General features: G+C 59.6%; 25 protein-coding genes, 1 pseudogene and 1 other annotated feature. Of the genes and pseudogenes, 25 read left to right on the top strand and 1 reads right to left on the bottom strand.

Annotated elements, in window-relative coordinates; all coding sequences use genetic code 11:
* The first annotated feature begins 203 nt into the window (after positions 1-203).
* A complete protein-coding gene (locus tag BN1189_RS04540) occupies positions 204-1,901 on the top strand; it encodes a hypothetical protein (protein ID WP_040225960.1) in 1,698 nt (565 codons plus the stop codon).
* Between the two features lie 102 nt (positions 1,902-2,003).
* Here BN1189_RS04540 and BN1189_RS04535 read toward each other — a convergent pair whose 3' ends face one another.
* On the bottom strand, positions 2,004-2,606 hold the full coding sequence (locus BN1189_RS04535) for a GNAT family N-acetyltransferase (protein ID WP_040225958.1): 603 nt from the start codon (positions 2,604-2,606) through the stop codon (positions 2,004-2,006).
* Between the two features lie 354 nt (positions 2,607-2,960).
* Here BN1189_RS04535 and BN1189_RS04530 point away from each other — a divergent pair, with 354 nt between their 5' ends.
* From BN1189_RS04530 to rplL, 24 genes and pseudogenes are all read left to right on the top strand, one after another.
* Positions 2,961-3,497, top strand: coding sequence for a CtsR family transcriptional regulator (locus BN1189_RS04530; protein ID WP_082194139.1), 537 nt, complete (start codon positions 2,961-2,963; stop codon positions 3,495-3,497).
* A gap of 35 nt (positions 3,498-3,532) precedes the next feature.
* Positions 3,533-4,087 carry a UvrB/UvrC motif-containing protein gene (locus tag BN1189_RS04525; protein ID WP_040225955.1) on the top strand — a complete coding sequence of 185 codons (555 nt, stop codon included), beginning with the start codon at positions 3,533-3,535 and terminating at the stop codon, positions 4,085-4,087.
* Positions 4,074-5,153 (top strand): protein arginine kinase, encoded by a 1,080-nt coding sequence (locus tag BN1189_RS04520; RefSeq protein WP_040225953.1) that lies wholly within the window; start codon positions 4,074-4,076, stop codon positions 5,151-5,153. Before BN1189_RS04525 ends, BN1189_RS04520 begins: the two co-directional genes overlap by 14 nt.
* A gap of 191 nt (positions 5,154-5,344) precedes the next feature.
* The gene (gene clpC, locus BN1189_RS04515; protein ID WP_040225952.1) at positions 5,345-7,831 is read left to right on the top strand and encodes an ATP-dependent protease ATP-binding subunit ClpC; all 2,487 of its coding nucleotides are present in this window, start codon (positions 5,345-5,347) and stop codon (positions 7,829-7,831) included.
* Between the two features lie 125 nt (positions 7,832-7,956).
* A complete protein-coding gene (gene radA, locus BN1189_RS04510; protein WP_040225949.1) occupies positions 7,957-9,327 on the top strand; it encodes a DNA repair protein RadA in 1,371 nt (456 codons plus the stop codon).
* Positions 9,328-10,280: 953 nt separating this feature from the next.
* The gene (locus BN1189_RS04505) at positions 10,281-11,360 is read left to right on the top strand and encodes a PIN/TRAM domain-containing protein (protein ID WP_040225946.1); all 1,080 of its coding nucleotides are present in this window, start codon (positions 10,281-10,283) and stop codon (positions 11,358-11,360) included.
* 54 nt (positions 11,361-11,414) lie between these two features.
* Complete coding sequence (gene ispD / locus BN1189_RS04500; protein WP_040225943.1) at positions 11,415-12,122, top strand: 2-C-methyl-D-erythritol 4-phosphate cytidylyltransferase; 708 nt, start codon at positions 11,415-11,417, stop codon at positions 12,120-12,122.
* Positions 12,119-12,595 carry a 2-C-methyl-D-erythritol 2,4-cyclodiphosphate synthase gene (gene ispF / locus BN1189_RS04495; protein ID WP_040225940.1) on the top strand — a complete coding sequence of 159 codons (477 nt, stop codon included), beginning with the start codon at positions 12,119-12,121 and terminating at the stop codon, positions 12,593-12,595. The genes ispD and ispF overlap by 4 nt, the downstream gene beginning before the upstream one ends.
* Before the next feature lie 286 nt (positions 12,596-12,881).
* Positions 12,882-14,339: a glutamate--tRNA ligase gene (gene gltX / locus BN1189_RS04490; protein WP_040225938.1), complete on the top strand. Its 1,458-nt coding sequence runs from the start codon at positions 12,882-12,884 to the stop codon at positions 14,337-14,339.
* Between the two features lie 59 nt (positions 14,340-14,398).
* Positions 14,399-15,292: pseudogene (gltX, locus tag BN1189_RS04485) on the top strand (glutamate--tRNA ligase); the annotation flags it as partial.
* A 424-nt stretch (positions 15,293-15,716) separates the two neighbouring features.
* Positions 15,717-16,373, top strand: a complete 657-nt coding sequence (gene cysE / locus BN1189_RS04480; protein ID WP_040225936.1) for a serine O-acetyltransferase — start codon at positions 15,717-15,719, stop codon at positions 16,371-16,373.
* Positions 16,370-17,773, top strand: coding sequence for a cysteine--tRNA ligase (gene cysS, locus BN1189_RS04475; protein WP_040225933.1), 1,404 nt, complete (start codon positions 16,370-16,372; stop codon positions 17,771-17,773). The genes cysE and cysS overlap by 4 nt, the downstream gene beginning before the upstream one ends.
* A 5-nt stretch (positions 17,774-17,778) precedes the next feature.
* Positions 17,779-18,198 (top strand): Mini-ribonuclease 3, encoded by a 420-nt coding sequence (locus tag BN1189_RS04470; RefSeq protein WP_040225931.1) that lies wholly within the window; start codon positions 17,779-17,781, stop codon positions 18,196-18,198.
* Positions 18,195-18,953, top strand: coding sequence for a 23S rRNA (guanosine(2251)-2'-O)-methyltransferase RlmB (gene rlmB / locus BN1189_RS04465; protein WP_040225929.1), 759 nt, complete (start codon positions 18,195-18,197; stop codon positions 18,951-18,953). Before BN1189_RS04470 ends, rlmB begins: the two co-directional genes overlap by 4 nt.
* Complete coding sequence (locus tag BN1189_RS04460; protein ID WP_040225924.1) at positions 18,953-19,462, top strand: NYN domain-containing protein; 510 nt, start codon at positions 18,953-18,955, stop codon at positions 19,460-19,462. Before rlmB ends, BN1189_RS04460 begins: the two co-directional genes overlap by 1 nt.
* A gap of 70 nt (positions 19,463-19,532) precedes the next feature.
* Positions 19,533-19,919, top strand: a complete 387-nt coding sequence (locus BN1189_RS16350) for a TrmH family RNA methyltransferase (protein ID WP_306610692.1) — start codon at positions 19,533-19,535, stop codon at positions 19,917-19,919.
* Positions 19,919-20,428 (top strand): NYN domain-containing protein, encoded by a 510-nt coding sequence (locus BN1189_RS04450; RefSeq protein ID WP_040225924.1) that lies wholly within the window; start codon positions 19,919-19,921, stop codon positions 20,426-20,428. The genes BN1189_RS16350 and BN1189_RS04450 overlap by 1 nt, the downstream gene beginning before the upstream one ends.
* Positions 20,429-20,501: 73 nt before the next feature.
* Entirely contained in the window at positions 20,502-21,149 is a 648-nt protein-coding gene (gene sigH, locus BN1189_RS04445) for an RNA polymerase sporulation sigma factor SigH (protein ID WP_052455631.1), read from the top strand.
* Between the two features lie 426 nt (positions 21,150-21,575).
* Positions 21,576-21,761, top strand: a complete 186-nt coding sequence (gene secE, locus BN1189_RS04440) for a preprotein translocase subunit SecE (RefSeq protein ID WP_040225920.1) — start codon at positions 21,576-21,578, stop codon at positions 21,759-21,761.
* A gap of 95 nt (positions 21,762-21,856) precedes the next feature.
* A complete protein-coding gene (gene nusG / locus BN1189_RS04435; RefSeq protein WP_040225962.1) occupies positions 21,857-22,390 on the top strand; it encodes a transcription termination/antitermination protein NusG in 534 nt (177 codons plus the stop codon).
* A gap of 168 nt (positions 22,391-22,558) precedes the next feature.
* Positions 22,559-22,984 carry a 50S ribosomal protein L11 gene (gene rplK, locus BN1189_RS04430; protein ID WP_052455630.1) on the top strand — a complete coding sequence of 142 codons (426 nt, stop codon included), beginning with the start codon at positions 22,559-22,561 and terminating at the stop codon, positions 22,982-22,984.
* A gap of 121 nt (positions 22,985-23,105) precedes the next feature.
* Positions 23,106-23,807 carry a 50S ribosomal protein L1 gene (rplA, locus tag BN1189_RS04425; protein WP_040225914.1) on the top strand — a complete coding sequence of 234 codons (702 nt, stop codon included), beginning with the start codon at positions 23,106-23,108 and terminating at the stop codon, positions 23,805-23,807.
* Between the two features lie 42 nt (positions 23,808-23,849).
* Positions 23,850-24,011: a sequence feature (ribosomal protein L10 leader region), on the top strand.
* 34 nt (positions 24,012-24,045) lie between these two features.
* Positions 24,046-24,546, top strand: coding sequence for a 50S ribosomal protein L10 (rplJ, locus tag BN1189_RS04420; RefSeq protein WP_040225912.1), 501 nt, complete (start codon positions 24,046-24,048; stop codon positions 24,544-24,546).
* Between the two features lie 67 nt (positions 24,547-24,613).
* Complete coding sequence (rplL, locus tag BN1189_RS04415) at positions 24,614-24,976, top strand: 50S ribosomal protein L7/L12 (protein WP_040225910.1); 363 nt, start codon at positions 24,614-24,616, stop codon at positions 24,974-24,976.
* Positions 24,977-25,050: the final 74 nt, after the last annotated feature.

Genomic DNA, 25,050 nt, shown 5'->3' with positions numbered 1-25,050 from the left:
CCCCGAACCGCCACTGTCTCCGAGTATGGGGACGCATTGTTTTCTCTATACCCGGTTGAAGGAGAGTCTACCACCACAGATCATCGGCCCGGCGGATCGGCGGACGCCCGCACTCCGGAAAAAATCTTCCGGATTCTGAAACGTCCGGGGCCCCCCGCCCGTAAAAGAGAAAAGGAAATCCAAAACGGAAAGAGGGTCACCTCATGATTAACCTGATTTTATTCTCCATCATCGCGGGGCTCGTGCTGGCGTTGCTCGCGGTGCCGTTCCGGATGAGCCGGAAAGTGAAGGAAGAAGGAAAGCTGACTGTCGAGCCGGTCAGGACTGCGCCGCTCCTCATCGGGTCGGCGATTGCGGCGGCGGTGGTCGTGTTCGTCGTTTACTACGCGGGGAACATCGACCGGAACTGGACGTCGCTCTGGCCGGCGGTCGCCGTTGCGGCGGTCCTCGGCGCCGTGCTGTCCGCCGGGAGCGAGCGGAAGCTGCGGACCCTGCTGTCGCTCGCCGCGCTCGCGTTTGCCGCGTACGTGCTGACGGCTCCGCTCTTCAACGCCGACAAGAAATACAAGGCGGTCGAAATGGACGAGGCGGTCGAGATCGCCGCATTCGACGAAACGAAGACGCCGGCGAGCGTGCCGCCGAAGTTCGCCCGAAACAAGATGAAGAAAGCGTTCGGACAGGTGCCGAACACGAGCTACTATGAGCTCGGGAAGCTGCAGATCCAGACGGTGGACGGCGACTTCGTCTATATCGCGCCGGTCGAATTCGCCGGGTTCTTCAAGTGGATGAACGCCGGCACGGTGCCCGGGTACTTCACGATGAGCGCGACCGACTCGGCCGACAACCCGAAGTTCGTGAAGACCGAGATGGCTTATACGCCGTCGTCCTACTTCCATAAGAACGTCGAGCGCCATATGCGCAACGCCGAGCCGGGCCTGATTTATCACGGCGACGTGCAGCTTGAAGTCGATGACGACGGCAAGCCGCACTACATCCGGTCGTACGGGAACTTCATCTCTGCGCGGAACGGATTCGACGTGAAAGGGGTCGTCGTCACCGATCCGGAAACCGGAAAGACAGAGCGGTTCGCCCTCGGCAAGATCCCGGACTATATCGACGGAGCGGTTTCGCCGGAAGCCGTCAGCCTCGCAAACAGCTATTACGGGAACTACGTCCACGGCTTCTGGAACTCGAAATTCGGCAAGAAAGACGTGAAGCTGCCGTCCGACGAAGGCGTCGAGGCGAACGTGAGCCCGGTGTTCGACGAGACGGGGCACATGTTCTACTTCACTGACTTCACGAGCCCGAAAGAAGAAGTCGACTCGATGCTCGGCTACGCGCTCACCGACGCACGCACCGGAGAGGCGACATACTATACCGGCAACCTGGAAGAGTCGTACATGGACTCGGCCGGCGCGCTCCAGATCATCGAGAAGAAATTCATCGAAAAGAAATGGAAAGGCGAAATGCCGGTGCTTTACAACTTCTACGGGGAAGCGAGCTGGCTCGTGCCGGTGCTCGACTCGAACGGCTTCCTCCAGAATTACTTCATCGTCTCGGCGGCAAACCCGGAGATCTCGGTCTTTGCCAACTCGCCGAATGAAGCACTGAAACTGTACAAGACGGCCCTCCAGCGCGGCGGCTCGACCGTCGACGGATCGTCGGACGCGGAGGAGGCGAAGGCGCAGGTGACCGTCAAACGCGTATACAAAGAGCGGGCCGGCGACTTCACGATCGTCTCGGTTATGGCGGACGACGGCCGGAACTTCCTCGCCTCGACCGAGTCCGTCCCGCTCGCCGTCTATATCGAGGCAGGCGACCGCCTGGACCTCACATACCTCGAAACCGGCGAACTGTTCCTGCCGGTGAAAGAACTCAAGAACCTCTCGATCGGGGAATAAAAGAAGAGAACGCCCCCTCCGGAACGGATGCGCTTCCGGAGGGGGCTTTTTAGATCCGGGAAAATCAAAAACGCCTCCGCGGCCGCGGAGGCGTCTTCCCGTTCAGACGGGGACCGAAAACGGTTCGAGCAGATCGTCCTTCTGTTCTTCCTTGCCGTGGAAGTCAAAGACATCATCCGCCGGCTCGTATGAATCGCCGTAAAAGTCCGTATCCTTGTATGTGTGGATCTCCCGGTAGATCCGGCGCATGCCGTCGTAGATCGCCTGCTCGACCGCTTCTTCGCCGGCGGCGTCCGGCGCCCAGTACAGGATCTCCAGGTCGTTCTTCTCGCCGGTCGCGAGCGAACGGCGGCTGTATCCGATGCGCCGGGCGTGGCTGAAGCCCTCGCGCGCATAGAATCTCAGGCGCTTGGCGGTGTCGGTGTCCTCGTAGTCGACGGGCTCGACTTCGAGAATCACGGGCTTGCCCTTTTCCTTCAGCTTGCGGACGAGCTTGCCGCCGAGGCCCTGGCCGCGGGATGCGGATGATACGTACAGATAGTCGACGAACAGGAAATCGTCGAATTCGGCGTACATGAGCACATGGTGCGGCCCTTCATCTTTGCCGTACACGCCGTCCTTTTCCTTGAGCAGGGTTTCCATATGATCCTTTGACTTCATCTCTTCGACGGGGAAATACTCGTTCAGCTTGTCATACCAGTTCAAAATTAAATCTCCTCCGGTGTTTTTGGTTTCATCCGGGGGTTTTTTGTTTTAGGGGCTTGATCAAGAGGAAAAAAACAGATGAGAAAAAAATCCTCGTCGCCGTCTGCGGACGGCGGGGGAGTGACGGCTTTTCTCGTTTTTGCCGACCACAACCTTTTCTTTACCCGTCCCCGGGAGGGTTCAAACCTTTTTCCCGATAATTTTTCAATCCGCCTCAAATTAACCGATCCGTGCCGCCGGCAAATCCGTTGCAACCGGGGAACTGCCATTGTATAATTAAGTCAAAGATAGTCAAAGTCAACAACCTATCAAGGGCCGGCCCGGCAGCCGGCGACATGAAAAGAGGTGACTCCGATGCGCAACATCTCGGACATCATTGAAGGATATTTGAAGGCCATCATCGAAACTGAACAGGACGGAATGGCGGAGATCAAGCGAAGCGAGGTCGCCGAAAAATTCCAGTGTGTGCCGTCCCAGATCAACTACGTCATCAACACGCGGTTCACGACTGAGCGCGGCTACATGGTCGAGAGCAAGCGGGGCGGCGGCGGATACATCCGCATCGTCCGGATCCGGCCGCACAGCCGGAAGGACCTGATCGAGCAGATCATCGGAACGATCGACGGAGGCTCCACCCAGGCGATGGCGGAAGACGTCGTCTACCGGCTGATCAGCGAGGACGTGCTGTCAAAGCGCGAGGCGAAGATGATGCTCGCCGCCGTGGACCGGCTCACCCTCATGTCCCAGCTTCCGGAGCGGGATCTCCTCCGTTCCAGGATCATCCAGGCGATGCTCATGACACTGAAATACGAGGAAGCGGGAAGCAGCCGGCCGGACACGGCGAAAGACCGGGACGGGGACCCGCATCAAGATGAGAATAGGGACGGCTGAGCGTTGGCCCGGCCGACCGGAGAGAGGTGTTTGGCTTGATCTGTGACCACTGCCATGAACGGCCGGCGTCGGTCGTCGTGACGCAAAGCAACAACGGGAAAACCCAGGAACGTCATCTGTGCGACGTCTGCGCTTCCCATTTCCACCCGCTCCAGGGTGACTTCGGAAGCGACCCGTTCGGAATCCAGCAATTTTTGTCCAACTGGTTCGGCGGAACGGCCGCCTTTGGAACCGAAGCCGGCCGTCCGCAGAGCGTGGAAGAGGGGTCCCGGTGCCCGTCATGCGGGCTGACGTTCCGCCGCTTCCTTGAACGCGGGAAATTCGGCTGCCCGGAATGCTATGATGCGTTCCGCGGCGAGCTGCCCGCCGTCTTCCGCAAAGTGCAGAACGGACACGTCGAGCACACCGGGAAAGTGCCGGAAAGCTTCAGCGGCCGGGTGTCCGTGGAACGGAAGATCGGGGAACTGAGGGGCCTCATGCAGGAAGCGATCGAAGCCGAGGAGTTCGAGGAGGCGGCCAGGGTGCGGGATGAAATCCGCGGCCTGGAGCGCAGTCTGGAAAGAGGAGGCGACCGGGATGACATCGATTGAGAAATTCCTTCAGAATGCCGTGACCCCCTGGATGGGAAGCCGCGGCGAACATTCCGACATTGTGCTGTCCACCCGGATCCGGCTGGCCCGCAACCTCGCCGGCCGCCGGTTCCCGCTCGACTTCAGCAAGGAGGAGGCCGAGTCGGTCGAGGCGGACGTCTCATCCGTCCTGACCGGCGACGGCGAGCCGTTCTCCTATATCCCGATGGGCAGCATGCCGGCGCTCCAGCGTCAGGTGCTCGTCGAAAAGCATCTGATCAGCCCGCAGCTGGCGGATCCGGAGCGTCCCGGGGCGGTCATCCTGTCCGATGACGAATCCGTCAGCATCATGGTGAATGAAGAAGACCATATCCGCATCCAGGTGATCTATCCGGGGCTTCATCTGATGGAGGCGTTCGAGCGGGCGAACGAGCTCGACGACCGGCTCGAGGCGCGGCTGCCGTACGCCTTCGACGGGGACTTCGGCTTTATTACGAGCTGTCCGACGAACACGGGCACCGGCCTCCGGGCTTCCGTCATGCTGCATCTGCCGGCGCTTTCGATGACGAGCAACATGGGCAGGGTCGCCCAGGCGGTCGCCCGGCTCGGAATGGTCGTCCGGGGCAGCTACGGCGAAGGCTCCGATGCGCTCGGCAATGTCTATCAGGTATCGAACCAGATCACGCTCGGCAAGTCGGAACGCGACATCCTGAAAGATCTCCGGGATCTCACCGAGCGCCTCATCGAGCAGGAGGAACGGGCTCGCCGGGCTCTCCGGGAGCGGTCCGCAGTCCGGCTGGAGGACCGGATCTGGCGCTCCTACGGCATCCTGTCGAACGCCAGGGTGCTCGCGACCGATGAAGCCGCGAACCGGCTGTCCGACGTCCGCCTCGGCATCGACCTCGGCATCATCACGGGCGTCGACGTCTCGGTGCTGAACGAGCTCATGATCTTCATGCAGCCGGCGTTTCTCCAGCAGTTCGCGGGAGAGACGCTCCAGCCGGGGGAACGCGACGAGTTCCGGGCGAAGCTCATGCGGGAACGTCTCGGCGTCGAACGCGGCGGCGGGGAAAAGACGGAGGACTGACCGGCGGTTCCGGGCATATATTTTGAAAGGCGGCCCGGTACGCGTTATAATAGTCAAAGATAGTCAAAATCAATTTCGTCTTCCCTGGCGGTTTTATCGGCCGCCGAAAAGGGGAACGTTCACTTATAGAATCTGATTTTCAAAATAAACTCCGGTTAATTGACCGATTACAAGAGAAGAGAGGGATTTGCATGATGTTCAACCGCTTTACGCAACGCTCGCAGAAAGTGCTCCAGCTTGCCCAGGAAGAAGCGATCCGGATGCGCCATGATGCCATCGGGACTGAACATATCCTGCTCGGCCTCATCCGTGAGGGCGGCGGCATCGCAGCCAAGGCGCTCGAGGCGATCGGCGTGAATTTCGAGACGATCGAGGAAGGCGTCGAGAAGCTCGTCGGCACGGGCTCCAAGGAAGTCGGCCCGATCATCCATTACACGCCGCGCGCGAAGAAAGTCATCGAGCTTTCCCTCGACGAATCGAGGAAGCTCGGACACTCCTACGTCGGCACGGAACACATCCTCCTCGCGCTCATCCGCGAAGGGGAAGGGGTCGCGGCCCGCGTCCTCGCCAACGCCGGCGTCAGCCTGAACAAGGCCCGCCAGCAAGTGCTCCAGCTGCTCGGCAGCAATGAAAACGGCCAGGGCCAGCAAGGAGCGGCAGGCGGCAATCCGTCCGCCAGCACGCCGACGCTCGACGGCCTGGCCCGCGACCTGACTGAGATTGCCCGTGAAGGCACGCTCGACCCGGTCATCGGCCGCTCGAAGGAAATCACCCGCGTCATCGAAGTCCTGTCCCGCCGGACGAAGAACAATCCGGTCCTCATCGGGGAACCGGGCGTCGGGAAGACCGCGATCGCGGAAGGGCTCGCACAGCAGATCGTCAACAACGAAATCCCGGAAACACTCCGTGACAAGCGCGTCATGACGCTCGACATGGGCACGGTCGTCGCCGGCACGAAATACCGCGGCGAATTTGAAGACCGCCTGAAGAAAGTGATGGAGGAGATCCGCCAGGCCGGCAACATCATCCTGTTCATCGACGAGCTCCACACGCTCATCGGCGCAGGGGGCGCGGAAGGCGCGATCGATGCCTCGAACATCCTGAAGCCGGCGCTTTCCCGCGGCGAGCTCCAGTGCATCGGCGCGACGACACTCGACGAGTACCGCAAGTACATCGAGAAGGACGCCGCCCTCGAACGGCGCTTCCAGCCGATCCAGGTCGACGAGCCGAACGTCGAGGACACGATCAAGATCATGTACGGCCTCCGCGACCGCTACGAGGCGCATCACCGCGTGAAAATCACCGACGAAGCGGTCGAAGCGGCCGCCAAGCTGTCCGATCGCTACATTTCCGACCGGTTCCTTCCGGACAAGGCGATCGACCTGATCGATGAAGCCGGATCGAAAGTCCGCCTGCGCTCGTTCACGACGCCGCCGGACCTGAAGGAACTCGAAGCGAAGCTCGACAGCATCCGTTCCGAAAAGAACGCCGCCGTCCAGAGCCAGGAATTCGAAAAAGCGGCTTCGTTCCGCGACAAGGAACAGAAGCTGAAAGAGGAACTCGAGAAGACGAAGGAAGACTGGAAAGAAAAGCAGGGCAAGGAAGAATCCGAAGTGACGGTCAACGACGTCGCCGAAGTCGTCTCCATGTGGACCGGCGTCCCGGTCTCGAAGATCGCGGAAACCGAAACCGCCAAGCTCCTCAACATGGAGGAAGTGCTGCATGAGCGCGTCGTCGGCCAGAACGAAGCGGTCGATGCCGTCTCCCGGGCCATCCGCCGGGCGCGCGCCGGCCTGAAGGATCCGAAGCGCCCGATCGGCTCGTTCATCTTCCTCGGACCGACCGGCGTCGGGAAAACCGAACTTGCCCGCGCGCTCGCGGAGGTCATGTTCGGCGACGAGGATTCCATGATCCGGATCGATATGTCCGAATACATGGAGAAACACTCGACGTCCCGTCTCGTCGGCTCGCCTCCGGGCTATGTCGGCTTTGAAGAAGGCGGCCAGCTGACGGAGAAAGTCCGCCGCAAGCCGTACTCGGTCGTCCTGCTTGATGAGATCGAGAAGGCCCACCCGGACGTGTTCAACATCCTCCTGCAAGTGCTCGAGGACGGACGTCTCACCGACTCCAAAGGCCGCACGGTCGACTTCCGGAACACGGTGCTCATCATGACGTCGAACGTCGGCGCGGAAACGCTCAAGCAGAACCGGTACGTCGGCTTCAACCTTCAAGAAGGCGCCGGCAAGGACTACAAGGACATGAAAGACACGATGCTTGCAGAACTGAAGAAGGCATTCCGTCCCGAGTTCCTGAACCGGGTCGACGAAATGATCGTCTTCCACTCGCTCGGCAAAGAAGAGCTCAAAGAGATCGTCGACCTCATGTCCGACCAGCTCAGCAAACGGCTGGCCGAACAGGACATCGAACTGGAGATCACCGCAGCCGCGAAAGACAAGATCGCCGAAGAAGGCTACGATCCGGAATACGGCGCGCGTCCGCTCCGCCGGGCACTCCAGAAACATGTCGAGGACCGGCTGTCCGAAGAGCTCCTGAGGGGCCATGTGCTCACCGGCCACAAAGTCATCTTCGACGTGGATGCCGACGGGGAATTCTCCGTCCGCACCGACGGGGAGGCCCAGATCGAAGAGCCTGCCTCCGCCGGCAGCGGCAAGGAGTGACCCGGGTGCCGAACAGTGCGCCCTGCTTCGAAAAATGATATAATGGAATAAATAAACAGGAACCGGACATCCCGGCCGCCGCACGAGGCGTCCCCGGGATGTCCTTTCCGTGCCTGGAGGTCCAAATGGCGAAAAAGAAAACGAAGTTCATGTGCCGGGATTGCGGATACGAGTCGCCGAAGTGGATGGGCCGGTGCCCGGGCTGCGGTGAATGGAACACAATGGACGAGGAAGTCGAAATCGTCTCGAAAAACACAAGGGGGGCATTCCGGACGGAAGCCGGCGTTGCAAGCAAGGCCTCCCCGATCACATCCGTCGAAACACAGGAAGAGCCGAGGGTCGAGACGGCCTTCGGCGAGCTCAACCGCGTGCTTGGCGGCGGGGTCGTCCCCGGATCGCTCATCCTCATCGGCGGGGATCCGGGAATCGGGAAGTCAACGCTCCTCCTCCAGGTGTCGTCGCTGCTGGCCGAAAAGGGGCGCCGGGTCCTCTACATCTCCGGCGAGGAATCAGTCCGCCAGACGAAACTCCGCGCCGAACGGATCGGCGTCACGTCTCCCGAGCTTTATATTTATTCCGAAACCGACATGGCGCACATCCGGCAGTCGATCGACGAGCTCAAGCCCGAGTTCGTCATCGTCGACTCGATCCAGACGGTGCACCATCCGGATATCACCTCCGCCCCGGGGAGCGTCTCCCAGGTGCGCGAGTGCACCGCGGAGCTGATGCGGATCGCGAAGACGACCGGGACGGCGATCTTCCTCGTCGGGCACGTCACGAAGGAAGGCCAGATCGCGGGCCCGCGCCTGCTCGAGCATATGGTCGACACGGTGCTTTACTTTGAAGGGGAGCGCCATCACACGTACCGGATCCTCCGGAGTGTGAAAAACCGGTTCGGCTCGACGAACGAGATGGCGATCTTCGAGATGCTCCAGTCGGGGCTGAAGGAAGTGCTGAACCCGTCCGAGCTGTTCCTGCAGGAGCGCTCCCAGGGCTCGGCCGGTTCCACGGTCGTCGCCTCAATGGAAGGGACCCGGCCGATCCTCGTCGAAATCCAGGCGCTCGTTACCCAGTCGAGCTTCAACTATCCGAAGCGGATGGCGACCGGGCTCGACCAGAACCGGGTGTCCCTCCTCATGGCGGTGCTCGAGAAGCGGATGAACATGCTGCTCCAGACGTCCGATGCCTACATCAAAGTTGCGGGCGGCGTGAAGCTCGACGAGCCGGCGATCGACCTCGCCGTCCTCATGAGCATCGTCTCCAGCTACCGCGACGCCGCGGTCGGCGCGGGCGACGTATTCATCGGCGAAGTCGGCCTGACAGGCGAAATCCGCCGGGTCTCCCGCATCGAGCAGCGCGTCCAGGAAGCAAAGAAACTCGGCTTCCGGCGGGCAATCATCCCGTCCTCCAACATGGGCGGCTGGGATTACCCGGAAGGCATCACCGTCGTCGGCGTCGAAACCGTCGCCGACGCACTGAAAGAAGCATTCAAATGAGCCGCGCCGGAACACCCGGCCGCGCTTTGGCATAAAGTAGGACAAGGCGGTCCCGTTGCAACCATGCGGCGGGGCCGTTTTTTGTTTGGGGGCGGGGGAGAGGGGAGGTGAGGACGATCGTGGCCGGGACTTTGGTTTGAATCTATCAACTGTTTTTGCGGAAGTTGACATTCGCTCCCACGGCCCCCACGAAAAATAAAATTCACACAGAGAACCGGACACCACCGGTTGAATTCGGAGTAAGGAGGATGAATTCGGAGTAAGGAAGGTAAATTCGGAGTATGGAGCGGAAAATCGGAGTAAGGAAGATGAAATCGGAGTAAGGAGTGGAAAATCGGAGTAAGGGAGACAAATTCGGAGCATGGAGCAGAAAATCGGAGTAAGGGAGATGAAATCGGAGTATGAAGTAGAAAATCGTATTGCATGGGGGGATAAAATCAACGCTCTATTTGCAAATTAGAGATTCTAATTAAAATTCGGCCTGTGCAATTGCAAATCTACCGCTCTAATTGCAACTTTCCCGTTCTAATTGCAAATCCCGTCCTCTAATTGCAACTTTTCCGTTCTAATTGCAAATCCCGGCCTCTAATTGCAACTTCCCCGTTCTAATTGCAAATCCGATGCTCTAATTGCAACTATCCCGTTCTAATTGCAAATCCAACACTCTAATTGCAACTATCCCATTCTAATTGCAACTCCATCGCTTCAAGCGAGTTCCACTCGCCCTCAGCCCCCATATCCCAAACGGGCTACGCATATCGTAAATCCACTTCCCCTGTTCCGCCTTCCCGGTCCCGCATCGGCCGGTCTTCCCGGACTTGAGCCGGGTGCGGAACTTTGAGTGGACTGCAGCCGTCTTATTCCTTGTGCGGCGCGGGTTTGGCCCTTGTTTTCCGTGGGAAAGGAAGTTCACCGCCCGAACGTGTATAATTTAAGCAAGGAGGTGAAAGAAAATGCTGAAGATTACCGTACAAGTCGTGTATGTGCTGGTCGGGAGCACGCTTGGCGTCATATTCCTTCCGTCTTTATTCGAATTTTTTTCTATTACCCAGCCATGGCTTGACAATGGGTACGTCGCCGCGCTCATCGGCGCCCTCGTATTCTATCTGCTGAGCCTGCTCCTCGCCGAACCGAGCGTCAATTTCATCAAATGGATTGAGGAGAAGCTGCTCAAGGCACCTGTCATTGATCTGCTGTTCGGTACGCTTGGGCTGATCATCGGCCTCATCGTCGCGTTTCTGCTCAGCTTTGCGGTCGGGGCGATCCGGCTTCCCGGTGTCACGGATGTGGTGACGGTCATCTTGACGATCCTGCTCGGCTATCTCGGTTTCCAGGTCGGGTTCCAGAAGCGCGAAGAACTGCTCCAGATGTTCTCCCGCAGCGGAAACGACCGGAAAAAGGCCGATGATACACCGGTGCCGGAAACGGCCACGCAGAAAATCCTCGACACGAGTGTCATCATCGACGGGCGGATCGCGGACATTTCGGCGACCGGCTTCCTTGAAGGGGAGCTCATCATCCCGCAATTCGTGCTCACCGAACTCCAGCACATCGCCGACTCCTCGGATTCGCTGAAGCGCACGAAAGGCCGCCGCGGGCTCGATGTCCTGCGGCGCATCCAGGAAGAGCGGAAAACCGGCGCCGTCATCACCGACGAGGACTTCGAGGATGTTCCGGAGGTCGACATGAAGCTCGTCCGCCTGGCGAAGAAAAACGGCGGGGTCGTCGTGACGAATGACTTCAACCTGAACAAAGTGTGCGAATTGCACCACGTGCCCGTGCTCAACATCAACGACCTCGCAAATGCCGTCAAGCCGGTCGTCATCCCCGGCGAAGAGATGCGGGTCACCGTCATCAAGGAAGGCAAGGAATCCAACCAGGGCGTCGCGTATCTCGACGACGGCACGATGATCGTCATCGAGAACGGCAAGAGCCAGATCGGCAAGCTGATCACCGTCACCGTGACGAGCGTCCTGCAGACGTCCGCCGGCCGGATGATCTTTGCCAAGCCCGAACTGAAACTGAAAAACTGACGGACGGCGGGGCGAACGGGTCCCGCCCTTCCGTCTTGATGGAGTGTGGCGCTGATGGAATACACAGTCATGCTGCCGGCGGCGGGAAGCGGCCGGCGGATGGGAGCTGGAGAGAACAAGCTGTTCCTGCCGCTCGGCGGTTTGCCGATTCTCATCCGGACGCTCGGCGTGTTTGAACGGGATCCGGCCTGCCGGCAAATCATTCTCGCCGTCCGGTCCGACGAGCGCGGGCGCATCCGCGGAATGTTGTCCGGTGCGGGCATCACGAAGGTGACCGCCATGCCGGACGGTGGACAGGAACGCCAGGACAGTGTGCATGCATGCGTCCGCGCGTTTATGGAAGCGGGCGGCCAAGATGATTCGGTCGTCATGGTGCATGATGCGGCCCGGCCGTTCATTTCTCCGAAAGTGATCGGCGAGCTTGCTGCGACGGCCGCGGAACACGGCGCCGCGATTGCCGCCGTCCGGGCGAAGGATACCGTCAAGCAGGTCCGGGACGGATTGGTCCAGTCGACCCCCGACCGGGAGGAACTCTGGCTCGTCCAGACCCCGCAGGCGTTCCGTGCCGGGCTCCTCGCCGAGGCGGAAAGCCGGGCTGAAGCGGACGGATTCCTCGGAACGGACGAATCGATGCTCGTCGAACGGTCCGGGCACCCTGTCCGGATCGTCGAAAGCACTTATGACAATGTGAAAATGACGACGAAAGAAGACCTCGCGATCGGCGAGGTCCTGCTGAAACGGCTGGAGGAGGAAAAAGAATGATCAGAATCGGACAAGGATTTGACGTACACGAATTTGCGGAGGGGCGCCCGCTCATCATCGGCGGCGTGACCATCCCTCACGAGCGCGGCCTCACCGGCCATTCGGACGCGGACGTGCTGCTCCACACCGTGACCGACGCGGCACTCGGCGCGATCGGCGAAGGCGACATCGGGCACCATTTTCCGGACACCGACGCCGCCTTCAAGGACGCGGACTCCGCCGTCCTGCTCGAGCGGGTCTGGTCGGTCGTCCGCGAACGCGGCTACCGTCTCGGCAACATCGACTGCACAATCATGGCCCAGCGCCCGAAAATGGCCCCGCACATTCCTGCCATCCGGACCCGCATCGCCGGACTGCTCCAGGCGGACGAGGACCGGGTGAACGTCAAGGCGACGACGACCGAAAAACTCGGCTTCGTCGGCCGGGAAGAAGGCATCGCGGCGATGGCCGTGATTCTTTTGGAGAAAGAATGAAATGATATCCGCCGGCCCATCCTGATGACGGGCCGGTTTCCTTTATTGGCCGGCGGGGCGCTTTTGAAAACGGCGGACGCGCCTTTGAATCGGAATCGCGCGCCTTCGGAAATAAATGCGGCGGAACCCGCCTTCGGAAAACCGTCCCGCGCCTTCGAATCCGGGAAGTGCGCCTTCGAAAATGCGCATCACCCCATTCACCCGCCCCGGCCGCCCCAAACCGTGCGGCCTATGGTAAAATGGACGGAGCCTAAAAACATTGAACGCATGACAGGAGGAACCACTCATGACACAGGAAGTCCGTGTACGATACGCGCCGAGTCCGACGGGGCATCTCCACATCGGGAACGCCCGGACCGCGCTCTTTAATTACCTTTTCGCCCGCCACAACGGCGGCAAGTTCATCATCCGGATCGAGGATACCGATGCGAAGCGGAACATCGAGGGCGGCGAGGAATCGCAGCTTCATTATCTGAAATGGCTCGGCATCGACTGGGACGAGAGCATCGATGTCGGCGGGGAATACGGCCCGTACCGCCAGTCGGAGCGGAATGATCTGTATAAAGAGCTGTACGACAGCCTGCTCGAAAAAGGCCTGGCGTACAAATGCTACTGCACCGAGGAAGAGCTCGAGGCAGAGCGCGAGGCGCAGCAGGCGCGCGGGGAGATGCCGCGCTACAGCGGGAAGTGCCGCCATCTGACGGACGAGGACCGGGCGGAGCGCGAGGCGGAGGGCCGGAAGCCGAGCATCCGGATCGCCGTGCCGGAAGGCCGCACGTACAAATTCGATGACATGGTGAAAGACGAAGTGTCGTTCGAGTCGGGCGACTTTGGCGACTGGGTTATCGTGAAAAAAGACGGCGTGCCGACGTACAACTTCGCCGTCGCGATCGACGATCACTATATGAAGATCACGCATGTGCTGCGCGGGGACGACCATATTTCGAACACGCCAAAGCAGATGATGATCTATGAGGCGTTCGGCTGGGAGGCGCCGAAGTTCGGCCACATGACGCTCATCGTGAATGAAAGCCGCAAAAAGCTGTCGAAACGTGACGAGTCGATCATCCAGTTCATCGAGCAGTACGAGGAACTCGGCTATCTGCCGGATGCGCTCTTCAACTTCATCGCACTCCTCGGCTGGTCCCCGAAAGGAGAGGACGAGATCTTCTCCCGCGAGGCGTTCATCGACATGTTCGACCCGGACCGCCTTTCAAAGTCGCCGGCCCTGTTCGACAAGCAGAAGCTCACCTGGATGAACAACCAGTATGTGAAGGAACTGCCGCTTGAAAAGGTGGTCGCCCTCGCCCTGCCGCATCTCCAGAAAGCGGGCCTCCTGCCGGACGAGCTGTCGGAGGATCAGCGCGAATGGGCGGAGCGGCTCATCGCCCTTTATCAGGAGCAGATGAGCTACGGTGCGGAAATTGTCGAACTGTCCGCCCAGTTCTTCCGCGACGACATCGAATACGATGAGGAGGCAAAGGCCGTCCTCGCCGGGGAGCAGGTGCCGGAAGTGATGACCGCGTTCAAGGCGCAGCTCGAATCGCTCGAATCGTTCGACCCCGCGTCGATCAAAGCGGCGATCAAGGCCGTCCAGAAAGAGACCGGCCACAAAGGGAAGAACCTGTTCATGCCGATCCGCGTCGTCACGACGGGCCAGACGCACGGGCCGGAACTCCAGGAGTCGATCTCGCTCCTCGGCCGCGACAAAGTGATCAAGCGGGTCTCCGCGTACGCGGGCTGATTCCCGCCGCGGCGGGACGGGCGGAACGATTGACTTTCCGCCCGTCCCCTGTACAATAAAAAGAAAGAACAANGCCGACGTACAACTTCGCCGTCGCGATCGACGATCACTATATGAAGATCACGCATGTGCTGCGCGGGGACGACCATATTTCGAACACGCCAAAGCAGATGATGATCTATGAGGCGTTCGGCTGGGAGGCGCCGAAGTTCGGCCACATGACGCTCATCGTGAATGAAAGCCGCAAAAAGCTGTCGAAACGTGACGAGTCGATCATCCAGTTCATCGAGCAGTACGAGGAACTCGGCTATCTGCCGGATGCGCTCTTCAACTTCATCGCACTCCTCGGCTGGTCCCCGAAAGGAGAGGACGAGATCTTCTCCCGCGAGGCGTTCATCGACATGTTCGACCCGGACCGCCTTTCAAAGTCGCCGGCCCTGTTCGACAAGCAGAAGCTCACCTGGATGAACAACCAGTATGTGAAGGAACTGCCGCTTGAAAAGGTGGTCGCCCTCGCCCTGCCGCATCTCCAGAAAGCGGGCCTCCTGCCGGACGAGCTGTCGGAGGATCAGCGCGAATGGGCGGAGCGGCTCATCGCCCTTTATCAGGAGCAGATGAGCTACGGTGCGGAAATTGTCGAACTGTCCGCCCAGTTCTTCCGCGACGACATCGAATACGATGAGGAGGCAAAGGCCGTCCTCGCCGGGGAGCAGGTGCCGGAAGTGATGACCGCGTTCAAGGCGCAGCTCGAATCGCTCGAATCGTTCGACCCCGCGTCGATCAAAGCGGCGATCAAGGCCGTCCAGAAAGAGACCGGCCACAAAGGGAAGAACCTGTTCATGCCGATCCGCGTCGTCACGACGGGCCAGACGCACGGGCCGGAACTCCAGGAGTCGATCTCGCTCCTCGGCCGCGACAAAGTGATCAAGCGGGTCTCCGCGTACGCGGGCTGATTCCCGCCGCGGCGGGACGGGCGGAACGATTGACTTTCCGCCCGTCCCCTGTACAATAAAAAGAAAGAACAACGAAAAGCGACGAAGAGGAGAAGTACGTTGCGCATGCTCGACAGAGAGGGCCGCCGCCGGCTGAAAGCGGCCCGGGCCGCTGCGCGCGGAAATGCACCTCGGAGCGCCGGACCGAAAACCAGTAGGCCGGCCGGAACGCCCCCGTTACGGGCGCCGAGGGGGGAAGGGCCCGCACGGTCATCCGTGCGCCGCCCTTCCCAATCCAGAGTGGAACCGCGCATTCAAGGCGTCTCTGTCAAATCGACAGAGACGTCTTTTTAATTGCCGGGAAACGGATGCGGCCGGAACGCCCCGGCCCTCCGTCCATCGCCGCGCCACACTCCGGTTTTCGTGATTTTGGAGGGAGACGAACATGTTCAAACGAATGAAAGAAGATATTGCGACCGTGTTCGACCAGGACCCGGCGGCCCGGAGCTCGTTTGAGATTGTGCTCACTTATGCGGGCCTTCATGCGGTCTGGGGCTACCAGATCGCCCATTGGTTTCACGGTCGCCGGCTGTATTTCCTCGCCCGGGCGGTATCGCAGTTCACCCGGTTCCTGACGGGGATCGAGATCCACCCGGCTGCGCAGATCGGCCGCCGGCTGTTCATCGATCACGGAGCGGGCGTCGTGATCGGGGAGACGTGCGTCATCGGCGATGATGTGACGCTCTACCAGGGCGTCACGCTCGGCGGGACGGGCAAGGAGAAGGGCAAGCGCCACCCGACGCTCGGGAACAATGTGCTCGTCGCATCGGGCGCGAAGGTGCTCGGATCGATCACGCTCGGTGACAACGTCAAGGTCGGGGCCGGTTCGGTCGTCCTGAAAGACGTGCCGCCGGATTCGACCGTCGTCGGCATACCCGGAAAGATCGTCGTGCAGAATGGCGTCAAGGTGACGAAGAAGCTCGACCATCAGAACCTGCCGGACCCGGTCACGGATAAATGCAACATGCTTGAGCGGAAAATCGCCGTCCTTGAAGAAGAGGTCGGGCGGCTGAAGGAACAGATGAAGGAGGAACATCGATGAGCATCGAAATTTACAACACACTGACGAGGAAGAAGGAGCCGTTCGTCCCGATCGAGGAAGGGAAAGTAAAGATGTACGTGTGCGGCCCGACCGTCTACAACTACATCCACATCGGGAACGCCCGGCCGGTCATCGTCTATGACACCGTCCGCAACTACCTCGAATACAAGGGCTATGACGTTGATTACGTGTCGAACTTCACCGACGTGGACGACAAGATCATCAAAGCCGCCAATGAGCACGGCGAAGAAGTCGGCGAACTGACGGACCGGTTTATCCAGGCTTATTTCGATGACATCGAGGCGCTCGGCTGCCGGCATGCGGATGAGCATCCGCGCGTCACAGAACATATCACCGACATCATCGACTTCATTTCCGTCCTGATCGACAAGGGCTATGCGTACGAGTCGGACGGGGACGTCTATTACCGGACGCGGAAGTTCGACGGCTACGGGAAGCTCTCCCATCAGTCGATCGACGAGCTGAAGGTCGGCGCCCGCATCCAGGCCGGCGAGAAGAAGGACGATGCGCTTGATTTTGCCCTCTGGAAGGCCGCGAAGCCCGGGGAGATCTCCTGGGACAGTCCGTGGGGCAAGGGCCGCCCGGGCTGGCACATCGAATGCTCGGTCATGGCCCGGGAAGTGCTCGGCGACACGATCGACATCCACGCCGGCGGCCAGGACCTCGCCTTCCCTCACCATGAGAACGAAATCGCCCAGAGTGAGGCCCGCACCGGGAAGACATTCGCCAACTACTGGATGCACAACGGCTATATCAACATCGACAATGAAAAAATGTCGAAATCACTCGGAAACTTCGTGCTCGTCCACGACATCCGCCAGACGATCGACCCGCAGGTGCTCCGCTTCTTCATGCTGTCGGTCCACTACCGCAACCCGATCAACTTCTCGGAAGAGCTGATCGACAGCGCCGCAAACGGCCTCGGCCGGCTGCGGACCGCCTACCGGAACGTCCTCCACCGGCTGGACACGACAGCCGACAACGGAGATCAGGAAGACATCTGGCTCCATAAGCTCGAAGGGGAGCGGAAAGCGTTCGAGACGGCGATGGACGACGATTTCAACACGGCGAACGCCATTTCGACGTTATTCGACATTGCCCGCCTTTCAAACACCTACCTGAACGAAAAGAACACCGGGCGCCGCGTGCTCGAAGCGTTCAGCGATACATTTGCGGAACTCTCCGGCGTCCTTGGCATCCGGCTTGAGGAAGAGCAGGAGGAGCTGCCGTCCGAAGAGATCGAGGCGCTCATCGCCGAACGCGAACAGGCCCGCAAAGACCGGAACTTCGCCCGTGCCGACGAAATCCGCGACGAGCTGCTCGCCCGGGGGATCGTCCTTGAAGACACGCGGCAGGGCGTCCGCTGGAAAAGGGGCTGAGCAAGATGACGACCATCACCGAATCCGACATCCGGCAGCTGAATGCGCTCACGCTCGCCTACATGGGCGACGCGGTCTATGAGCAGGCGGTGAGGGAACACCTCATCCGCTCCGGCAGGGTCAAGCCGAACACGCTCCACAAGCTCGCGACCCGCTACGTGTCCGCCGTCGCCCAGGCCTCCGCGGTGCGGGCGATGGAGGCGGACGGCTTCCTGTCAGAAGGGGAGCGGGCGGTCGTCCGCCGCGGGCGCAATGCCAAGGCGGGCCATGTGCCGAAGAACACCGATGTCCAGACGTACAACTACAGTTCCGCATTCGAGGCGCTCATCGGATGGCTTTATCTGCTCGGCCGGACGGACCGGCTCGAAGAAGTCATCGGGTGCGCGATCGGGCACGCCGAAAAGGAAAAGGAGGACGGACGATGACGAACAGGGAAGAAGAGATCATCGCGGGGCGCAACCCCGTGCTTGAAGCGCTCCGCTCCGGACGCCAGCTCAATAAAATCTGGCTTGCCGAAGGGATGCAGAAGGCCGGGTCATCCGACATTCGCCGGCTTGCGAAGGAAGCGGGCGTCGTGGTCCAGCAGGTGCCGAAAAAGAAACTCGATCAGCTGACCGAGCTCACCCACCAGGGTGTCGCGGCAAGCGTCGCCGCCTATGACTATGCGGAACTCGATGACCTGTTCCGCCGGGCAGAACAGGCGGGCGAGGATCCGTTCTTCCTGATCCTCGACGAACTCGAGGATCCGCATAACCTCGGCTCGATCCTCAGGACGGCGGACGCCTCCGGGGTGCACGGCATCATCATCCCGAAGCGCCGGTCCGTCGGCCTGACCGGCGTCGTCGCCAAAGCATCGACCGGGGCGATCGAGCATGTGCCCGTCGTCCGGGTCGGCAACATGGCGCAAACCGTCGATGAATTGAAAGGGCGCGGCGTCTGGATCGCCGGCACCGATGCGAAAGGCACCGCCGATTACCGCAACATGGACGCGGGGCTGCCGCTCGCCGTCATCATCGGGAGCGAAGGCCGGGGCATGTCCCGGCTCCTCACGGAAAAGTGCGACTTCCTGTACAGCCTTCCGATGGTCGGGCATGTCAATTCGCTCAACGCTTCCGTGGCGGCGGCGCTCCTCATGTACGAAGTGTTCAGGAAGAGGAAGCCGGCTGACGGGCAAGCGTGATGGATGTCCTGCTCGTCGACGGCTACAACATCATCGGGGCCTGGCCGGAACTGACGGCGCTCCGCGACGGGCAGCTCGAGGACGCGCGGGACCTTCTCATCGGGATGATGGCCGAGTACCGGGCATACACGGGGTGGCGGGTCATCGTCGTCTTTGACGCCCAGTTCGTGCCCGGCATCGCCACAACCGACCGCCGCAATGACGTCGAGATCATTTTCACGAGGGAGAACGAAACGGCGGACGAACGGATCGAGCGGCTTGCCTCCGAACTCGGCAGCCGCCGCGTGCAGGTCCATGTCGCCACTTCGGACCATACCGAACAGCGGGTCATCTTCGCGCAGGGCGCCCTGCGGAAATCCGCCAGGGAGCTCCGGATCGAAATGGATGGGATCCGGCGCGGCATCGCCGGCCGGGTGAAGGAACTCCAGGAAAAACGCCCGTTCTCGAAGATCCCGCTTTCGGACGATGTGGCCGAAATTTTTGAAAAATGGCGCCGCGGACTGAAATGAACGGTTGACGTTAAAAATTTCCTTCCTGTATACTGGTAATCACTACGCGATGAGGACCGGGGTGATCTGAGTGTTGGCAAACAGCCGGGATGAGGTTCATGTGGACGGGTTAGACAGCTTCAGTGATGAGACGCTCGTGGAGATGGTGCATTCCGGGCGGACCGACGCCCTGGATTTCCTCATCAGGAAGTATCAGTACTTCGTGCGGATGAAAGCGCGTTCGTACTTCCTGGTCGGCGCAGACCGGGAGNACCGCAACATGGACGCGGGGCTGCCGCTCGCCGTCATCATCGGGAGCGAAGGCCGGGGCATGTCCCGGCTCCTCACGGAAAAGTGCGACTTCCTGTACAGCCTTCCGATGGTCGGGCATGTCAATTCGCTCAACGCTTCCGTGGCGGCGGCGCTCCTCATGTACGAAGTGTTCAGGAAGAGGAAGCCGGCTGACGGGCAAGCGTGATGGATGTCCTGCTCGTCGACGGCTACAACATCATCGGGGCCTGGCCGGAACTGACGGCGCTCCGCGACGGGCAGCTCGAGGACGCGCGGGACCTTCTCATCGGGATGATGGCCGAGTACCGGGCATACACGGGGTGGCGGGTCATCGTCGTCTTTGACGCCCAGTTCGTGCCCGGCATCGCCACAACCGACCGCCGCAATGACGTCGAGATCATTTTCACGAGGGAGAACGAAACGGCGGACGAACGGATCGAGCGGCTTGCCTCCGAACTCGGCAGCCGCCGCGTGCAGGTCCATGTCGCCACTTCGGACCATACCGAACAGCGGGTCATCTTCGCGCAGGGCGCCCTGCGGAAATCCGCCAGGGAGCTCCGGATCGAAATGGATGGGATCCGGCGCGGCATCGCCGGCCGGGTGAAGGAACTCCAGGAAAAACGCCCGTTCTCGAAGATCCCGCTTTCGGACGATGTGGCCGAAATTTTTGAAAAATGGCGCCGCGGACTGAAATGAACGGTTGACGTTAAAAATTTCCTTCCTGTATACTGGTAATCACTACGCGATGAGGACCGGGGTGATCTGAGTGTTGGCAAACAGCCGGGATGAGGTTCATGTGGACGGGTTAGACAGCTTCAGTGATGAGACGCTCGTGGAGATGGTGCATTCCGGGCGGACCGACGCCCTGGATTTCCTCATCAGGAAGTATCAGTACTTCGTGCGGATGAAAGCGCGTTCGTACTTCCTGGTCGGCGCAGACCGGGAGGATATCATCCAGGAGGGGATGATCGGCCTCTACAAGGCGATCCGCGACTTCAGGGGGGACAAGCTCAGCTCGTTCCGTGCATTTGCCGAACTGTGCATCACGCGGCAGATCATCACGGCGATCAAGACCGCGACCCGCCAGAAGCATATCCCGCTCAACTCGTCGGTGTCGCTCGACAAGCCGATCTATGACGAGGAGTCGGAACGGACGCTGCTCGACATGCTGACGGGACCCGAGGAGGACGACCCCGCGGATCTGATGGTCCACCGGGAGGAGTTCGCCCGGCTCGAACAGGAGATGAACGAGGTGCTGAGCGTGCTGGAGCGCCAGGTGCTGGCCCTCTACCTGGAGGGCCGGAGCTACCAGGAAATCTCTGTTGCGCTCGGCCGCCAGGTGAAGTCGATCGACAACGCCCTCCAGCGCATCAAGCGGAAACTGGAACAGCACCTCACCGCCGGCATCGGGCGGTGAAGTGCCCCTGCGGCGCATTGACAGCAGAGCCGTGCAGGTGATAGTCTGAAAGCGGACCGATCAGCGGGGCCGGCCTGCATGGCTGTCGCCCCTGGACAGCCCGCTTCGCTTTTGATTCATCCAGCTGCGGGCGGCGGAGGCTCGGGGTCATAAGTCATGATGCGCCGCGAAGCAGGCTTCGCTTTGCATCCCGCCTTATGCCTGTCGCCTCCAACCAGCCGCCCTCCGCTTTTGATTCATCCAGCTGCGCGGGCTAGCCCCTCGGGGTCATAAGTCCGTTCGCTGCGCGAGGCAGGCCTCGCTCCGCAAACCGCCTTATGCCTGTCGGGGCTGGACGACCCGCTTCGCTTTTGATTCACGACACTGCTTGTTCCGGTGCAATTATATATTCCTTATTATTTTTCATTCCGGAGGTTTGGCGATACAATGGGCAAGATTCGCGAGTTTTTCAACGGCGTCGTTTCGGAGATGCGGAAGGTCAGCTGGCCGAAACGCAAGGAACTGACGCGCTACACGGTTGTCGTTCTGTCGACGGTTGTCTTCATGGCGGTGTTCTTCGCATTGGTCGACCTTGGCATTTCAACCGTATTCCGATGGTTCCTGAAAGCCTGATGTGAATAGATTTCTGCAGAATAGCCCGTCTGGTCGTTCGAACGGGCTTTTTCATTTTGACCGGAAAGGGAGGGACGGACGGCCAGTCCGAATCAATGGAGAAAAATTGGTACGTGGTGCACACTTACTCGGGTTACGAGAACAAAGTGAGGACAAACCTCGAAAAGCGAGTCGACACGATGGGGATGCAGGATAAGATCTTCCGGGTTGTCGTTCCCGAGGAAGAAGAGATCGACTACAAGGACGGCAAGAAACGCGCCGTCATGCGCAAGACATTTCCGGGCTATGTGCTCGTCGAAATGCTGATGACCGACGACTCGTGGTATGTCGTCCGCAACACGCCGGGCGTCACGGGCTTCATCGGCTCGTCGGGCGGCGGTGCCAAGCCGACGCCGCTCATGCCGGATGAGGTCGACTTCATCCTCCGCCAGATGGGCATGAAGGAAGGCAAAGTCGAAATCGACGTGGCGGAAGGCGATCTCGTGCAAGTGCTGGAAGGGCCGTTTGCCGACTTCCAGGGCCGGATCGAAGAAGTCGACGCGGCCAAAGGCAAGGTCAAGGTCGGAGTCGAAATGTTCGGCCGCGAAACGAAGATGGAACTCGATTTCACTCAAATCCGGAAAATTTGACCGGCTGCCGCTTGCAACAAAGCGGCATTAGTGGTATCATTCCAAAGGTCAGGCTGAAAATCAGCCTGTGCGGATTAACCGTATTCTACCGGCATTGCGCCGGCAGACACATATTGAGTGGGAGGGGCAACCCTATTACCACATCACGGACTTAAGGAGGTGTGTCTCGTGGCTAAAAAAGTGATCAAGCTTGTGAAACTTCAAATCCCTGCCGGCAAAGCAAACCCGGCGCCACCGGTCGGACCGGCGCTCGGTCAGGCAGGTGTCAATATCATGGGGTTCTGTAAAGAATTCAACGCCCGGACATCGGATCAGGCAGGCCTCATCATTCCTGTTGAAATCACGGTGTTTGAGGACCGTTCGTTCACATTCATTACAAAAACTCCGCCGGCAGCCGTTCTTCTGAAGAAAGCGGCCGGCATCGACAAGGCGTCCGGCGAACCGAACAAAAACAAGGTCGCCGTCGTCAAGCGCGACAAGGTCCGCGAAATCGCGGAAACGAAAATGCCTGATCTGAATGCGGCTTCCGTTGAAGCGGCAATGCAGATGGTCGAAGGCACTGCCCGCAGCATGGGCATCACGATCGAAGACTAATTGATTCTTTCACTTGATGTTGTTCTGTTTTGGAGGGTTGCGCACGTTCCCCGTGAACGCCGCAACCCTTATTCGTGGGAGGGTTTATCCGCTATAACCACAATCAAGGAGGAAATTCAACATGGCTAAAAAAGGCAAAAAGCAGATCGAGGCGCTCAAGAAAGTTGACCGCACGAAGCTGTATGACGTAAGCGAAGCAATCGCGCTTGCAAAAGAAACAAGCACGGTGAACTTCGACGCAACAGTTGAAGTGGCATTCCGCCTCGGCATCGACGTGCGTAAAAACGACCAGCAGATCCGCGGCGCAGTCGTCCTTCCGAACGGAACGGGCAAAACGCAAAAAGTCCTCGTTTTCGCTAAAGGCGAAAAAGCGAAGGAAGCGGAAGCTGCAGGCGCAGACTACGTGGGCGAAGCAGATTACGTCGGCAAGATCCAGCAAGGCTGGTTCGATTTCGATGTAGTCGTCGCGACTCCGGACATGATGGGTGAAGTCGGCAAGCTCGGCCGCGTCCTCGGACCAAAAGGCCTCATGCCGAACCCGAAGACGGGCACCGTCACATTCGACGTCACAAAAGCCGTCCAGGACATCAAAGCAGGTAAAGTGGAATACCGCGCCGACAAGGCCGGCATCGTCCATGCGCCGATCGGGAAAGTCTCTTTCGAAGACGAGAAGCTCGCAGAGAACTTCCAGACAATCTTCGAAACACTCCAGAAGGCAAAGCCTGCAGCTGCAAAAGGCACTTACATGAAGTCCGTCAACATGACGACAACCATGGGCCCTGCAGTGAAAATCGACGCGTCGAACGTGACCGTCAAAAAATAATATTGACAGCTCCCGGCATGTCTGGTAAGATAGCCGATGTTGTGAATAATAACGTTTGTACCGTAGACAGCAGGGGCGGCCATGCCGCTTAAACGACGATCCCTGCCGAGGACAAGAAGCTCTTGATCCCGGCTTGCCGGTTAAGATGCCAATTTCCAGCTCCGTGTCTACATTCGTGTGGAACGGAGCTTTTTATTTGCGGTATGAATGAAAATCTTACAGGAGGTGTCCAGCTTAAATGAGCAATGTAATGGAAGCCAAACAGGCGCTTGTCGAAGAAATCGCAACGAAGTTCAAGGATGCGGCATCCGTCGTCGTCGTTGACTACCGCGGCCTGAGCGTCGGCGAAGTGACCGAGCTCCGCAAACAGCTTCGCGAAGAAGGCATCGAGTTCAAAGTTTACAAAAACACGATGACGCGCCGCGCAGCGGAAGCAGCGGGCCTTGAAGGGCTCAACGAGTTTATGACAGGCCCGAATGCCATCGCGTTCTCGAACGAAGATGTCATCGCACCTGCACGCATCCTCAACAACTTCGCAAAAGACAACGAAAAACTCGAGATCAAAGCGGGTGTCATCGAAGGCAACGTCGCATCCCTCGAGGAAGTCAAAGCACTGGCGGAACTGCCATCCCGGGAAGGTCTCCTTTCCATGGTCCTCAGCGTCCTCCAGGCGCCGATCCGCAACTTCGCTCTTGCATCGAAAGCCGTTGCAGACCAGAAGGAAGAACAAGGCGCATAATCCGGCAGCCTAGCCATCGGACCGCGGCATAGCCGCAACACAAACGAACCCTTAGGAGGAAACACCAATGAGCAAAGAGCAAATCATTGAAGCGATCAAAGAAATGACGGTCCTCGAACTGAACGACCTCGTCAAAGCAATCGAAGAAGAATTCGGCGTAACGGCTGCAGCTCCTGTAGCAGTTGCAGGCGGCGCAGCAGGCCCTGCAGCAGAAGAGCAAACTGAATTCGACGTTGTCCTTGCTTCCGCAGGCGACCAGAAGATCAAAGTCATCAAAGTTGTCCGCGAAATCACAGGTCTCGGCCTGAAAGAAGCGAAAGCACTTGTTGACGAAGCGCCTAAAGCCATCAAAGAAGGCGTAGCGAAGGAAGAAGCAGAAGAAATGAAAGCGAAGCTCGAAGAAGTCGGCGCAGGCGTCGAAGTCAAGTAATTTCCGAGCCTTACCGTACGATAGAAGAGCCCGTCAGTTCCCGACGGGCTTTTCTTTATATCTCCGGAGAATGC

The organism is Bhargavaea cecembensis, from assembly GCF_000826125.2.
Lineage (GTDB): Bacteria > Bacillota > Bacilli > Bacillales_A > Planococcaceae > Bhargavaea > Bhargavaea cecembensis_B.
The sequence above is the reverse complement of the archived record's forward strand: the minus strand, read 5'-3'. Positions and strand labels throughout refer to the sequence as shown.